The organism is Bacteroides sp. 43_46, from assembly GCF_001915455.1.
In the GTDB taxonomy this organism is placed as follows: domain Bacteria; phylum Bacteroidota; class Bacteroidia; order Bacteroidales; family Bacteroidaceae; genus Bacteroides; species Bacteroides caccae.
The window spans coordinates 14,873-15,207 of record NZ_MNQN01000067.1; the positions used below are offsets into that span (position 1 = coordinate 14,873).

Genomic DNA, 335 nt, shown 5'->3' on the forward strand with positions numbered 1-335 from the left:
GGAATGCTCAAAAGGGAAGCGATGGCTCCGATATCTGCCACCAGACTGACGGCATAAGCATCTTCATTATCGTCCCAGTAGGCCACATCGAGGGCTGCACTGGCGGTAGTGGCAAAGACATCTGCCCAAAAAGCTGCACGCTTGGCACGCCGCTCGGCACGGTAAATGTTGTTTACCTGATGGTCGAGGACGAAATGTCCCAGCTCACATGCGATGACGGCGGCCAGTTCGTCTTCGGAATCAAGAGTGCAGAGGAGGCCCGTACTGATAACCATGGAGCCGTTGGGAAGCATGAAGGCATCTGGTTCGGGCGACTGGATGATACGTATGTTCAG

General features: G+C 54.9%; 1 protein-coding gene. It reads right to left on the reverse strand.

The annotated features are described in order from the left end of the window. A partial coding sequence (locus BHV72_RS06480) for a M48 family metalloprotease (protein ID WP_286855294.1) occupies window positions 1–335 on the reverse strand: 335 nt, incomplete at both ends.